The sequence below is a fragment of the Sulfitobacter sp. HI0129 genome (genome assembly GCF_001635395.1).
Classification (GTDB): Bacteria; Pseudomonadota; Alphaproteobacteria; order Rhodobacterales; family Rhodobacteraceae; genus Sulfitobacter.
The window spans coordinates 1-2,101 of record NZ_LWGH01000628.1 but is presented as its reverse complement, the minus strand read 5'-3'; the positions used below and the strand labels follow the sequence as shown (position 1 = coordinate 2,101).

Below are 2,101 nucleotides of genomic sequence, written 5' to 3'. Positions count from 1 at the left end.
CGGCATCAGCCCGGAAATCGAGTTTGATGGGCTGACTGTCTATGACGCGATCCGTTACGACGATCCAGTAAGCATGGCCGATGTCGTCGTTCCCACCTACTTCCCCGGGCTTTCGATTGCGCCGTCGCGCCTCATGTTGTCTGAATTCGAGACTGAATCTGCTGTCCATTCGAACCCTGACCAGCCGTTCTTTACGCGCATCCGAAACGCATTGTCCCAGGTCGAAGGTGATTTCGACCTTGTCTTGATGGACAGCCCACCACAGCTGGGCTTTTTGACCATTGCTGGAATGGCCGCGGCAAGTTCGCTGATCGTCCCGTTGACGCCTTCGATGTTGGATGTTTCGTCGACCGCACAGTTCCTCGAACTTGCCGGTGCCTACATGGGGGTGATCGAGGACGCCGGCGCGACTCTACAGTATGATCACTTCAAGTTCCTGATCACGCGGGACGAGCCAACGGATGTGCCCTCGCAACAGCTGACCTCGTTTATGCGTGCGCTGTTCCAAGATCGCGTCATGTCGGCGACCGCTCTCAAGAGCACAGCAATCAGTGATGCGACCATGCTCAAACAATCCATCTATGAAGTCGTGCGCTCTGAGATGACTCGCGCGACGTACGATCGCGCAAAAGGTTCGATGGATGCCGTTGGCCACGAAGTGGAGGTCATGATCCACCAGTCATGGGGGCGTAAGTAATGGCAAGGAAGTCACTTCGAGATATGTCGGGGATCGCGAACACCATCGCGCGCTCCAGCAGCACTTCGACTGAGAAGACTCCCAAGACTAGTGCACCAGCATTAGGAGCTCTTCAGGGGTCACTGGCGTCTATCCGTGAGATTGATCCCGGTCTGATTGATGATTGGGGGCCGAAGGATCGATTGGATGAATTTACAGCTGTAAACGCCGAGGATGACGATGAGGGTTTCGAGGCGCTCAAGAATAGCATCCGCGAAGGCGGTCAGCAGGTCCCAATCCTCGTTCGGCGCTCCAAGGCTGCCGACGGGCGCTTCGAAGCGATCTATGGCCGCCGCCGCCTGAAGGCGTGCCGGGAGCTCGGCATCAAGGTGCGTGCAAACGTTCAGGATGTCGATGACGCCACCGCCTTGTTGGCCAAAGGGCTGGAAAATGCGGCACGCCGCAACCTTTCGTTCTATGAGAAGGCGCGCTTTGCAGAAGCGATCCAAGCTGCGGGTCACGAAAGTGCGACAGTGCGCCAGGTTTTGAATCTTTCAGCCTCAGGGCATTCGCACCTTACGAAGGTAACGCAGAATGTCCCGTCCCGAGTGGGCGACCTGATAGGTGCAGCACCCAAATCCGGCAGGCCGAGGTGGACATACCTTGCCGAGCTATTCCTCGAACGGAAGCTCACCGAGAAAGCCGCACTCGACCTGCTGACCAAGATCAGCGCCTCATTGACGTCTGATGAGCGGTTGGAAGCGCTGATCAAGGAAGCAAGCAAGCGCGGAACGAAAGCGTCCAGCGGTCCTAGTGAGATTACGCCGATGGACGGTGTCGTCATCAAAGCAGGCCGAGGGAGCGTATCTCTTTCAGTGAAGAAGTCCGGCACAAGTGCTGAGTTCGCAAACTGGCTTGAGAGCAATCTCGAGGACATCATCAAGAGATCCTACGCCGAATTTACAGATGTAAACTCGGAGGATGACAAGTGAGGACGAGCAGAAAGGAGGAAAGGTAAACAAAGAAAACCCCCGAAACCGAAGCTTCGAGGGCTGCTGCGCAGAGCGCAATTCTTAGATTAGACACCTAGAATCTAGCAGCCACCGAATCGCCACACAAGAGAAAACGCTTCCGAGCGAACGGGATTTCTTTGTCTGCTGACAAAACATGGAAAAATTCAGTGATGCTCCGTCTGGAGCGACTGAGGCAGGTATGCCTCAGCACGGGAGAGATATGCCCATCGCGTGGCAGCCCTCAGGATGGCGCAAGCCGACACCGGGTCTTGGCATTGCAGAGCAACTTGCCCAAGCCGGTGAACAGGTAGCTGTGCCCAAAACGCGGGCTTTTGTCGCTGTGAAGCGGGTAGGGGCCTATATTGGCCTCAAGGCCGGAGACATGATGCTTCTTGACACGCTCGGGGCCTTT

2 protein-coding genes and 1 pseudogene are annotated in these 2,101 nt (G+C 56.2%); all 3 read left to right on the top strand.

The window, feature by feature from the left end:
* The coding region (locus A3764_RS16400) for an AAA family ATPase (protein WP_150122242.1) at positions 1 to 697 on the top strand (697 nt) is incomplete at its 5' end.
* Positions 697 to 1,668, top strand: a complete 972-nt coding sequence (repB, locus tag A3764_RS16395) for a plasmid partitioning protein RepB (protein WP_067263182.1) — start codon at positions 697 to 699, stop codon at positions 1,666 to 1,668. The genes A3764_RS16400 and repB, both read left to right, overlap by 1 nt.
* Before the next feature lie 241 nt (positions 1,669 to 1,909).
* Positions 1,910 to 2,101: pseudogene (locus tag A3764_RS26070) on the top strand (plasmid replication protein RepC); the annotation flags it as partial.